Origin of the sequence: Mesorhizobium sp. M7D.F.Ca.US.004.01.2.1 (assembly GCF_003997785.1) — a bacterium.
Classification (GTDB): Bacteria; Pseudomonadota; Alphaproteobacteria; order Rhizobiales; family Rhizobiaceae; genus Mesorhizobium; species Mesorhizobium loti.
In genome coordinates this window covers 1-878 of record NZ_RZRQ01000704.1, presented here as the reverse complement: position 1 = coordinate 878, position 878 = coordinate 1, and the positions used below count along the sequence as shown (strand labels likewise).

General features: G+C 61.7%; 2 protein-coding genes. Both read left to right on the top strand.

Annotated elements, in window-relative coordinates; genetic code table 11:
- Window positions 1–63: 63 nt before the first annotated feature.
- The gene (locus EN993_RS36310; RefSeq protein WP_109667807.1) at window positions 64–366 is read left to right on the top strand and encodes a virulence factor; all 303 of its coding nucleotides are present in this window, start codon (window positions 64–66) and stop codon (window positions 364–366) included.
- Window positions 359–878: methylenetetrahydrofolate reductase C-terminal domain-containing protein (locus tag EN993_RS36305; protein ID WP_127266281.1), on the top strand; the 520-nt coding region annotated here is incomplete at its 3' end. The genes EN993_RS36310 and EN993_RS36305, both read left to right, overlap by 8 nt.

The window sequence follows — 878 nt, the reverse complement described above, 5'->3', positions numbered from 1 at the left end:
GTCCCATAACAAGCGGCCCACCTGCGCTTCCGGCAATGCTCCGATATCGAGGAGTGAGAATTCATGGCCGATCTGATCGTCGTCTACTGGCGCGACATCCCTGCCCAGGTCATCGTCAAGAGGGGTCGGCAAAACGCCAAGCGCGAACTGCCGCTGCGCTTCACCGAGGCGATCGACATGTGCGCCATGCGCACCGGCGCCGGTGGCACTGACGATTATCTGGCCGAATGGCGCAAGGCCGATCCCATTCCGGTCGGCGACGACCTCGAAGCCGAGGTCGAGAAGGCATTCAACGACCTCGACACGAAATACGACCGCGAGCGGCTGGTCGCTCTGGTCAAGGCGGGCGGCAAAGAAGATGTCTGAAACCATTCCTACCAAGGATGGGCCGGCGGTTACCCAGGCCACTCTGGTCAAGAAGGCAGCGCCGAAATCCGACTACAAGCCGGCCGACGTATCGCCGCAGCGGCGCGTGCAGCGCTCCTTCGCGGTCCGGCTGTGGTCGATCAGGCATTCGCGCCTGCTCGAATGGTTCTACGCCAAATTCGCCGACATGTTCCTTCTCCTCCATCCCTTGTGGAAAGGCATAGGCTACGGCCGTGTCGAAGGGCCGATCAAATTTGTCGAGAAGCGCGTCAAGGGCTTCATGTTCGACTGCCGCATGTGCGGCCAGTGCATCTTGTCCTCGACCGGCATGTCGTGCCCGATGAACTGCCCCAAGCAATTGCGCAACGGCCCTTGCGGCGGCGTGCGTGCCAACGGCAATTGCGAGGTCGAGCCCGATATGCCCTGCGTCTGGGTCAAGGCCTGGGAAGGCTCGCAGAACATGGTGCACAGCGAGAAAATCCTCACCGTGCAGAAGCCTGTCGACCAGTCGC

Coding starts and splice junctions, on each gene's coding strand:
- EN993_RS36310 (WP_109667807.1), top strand. CDS start 64: ATGGCCGATCTGATCGTCGTCTACTGGCGCGACATCCCTGCCCAGGTC.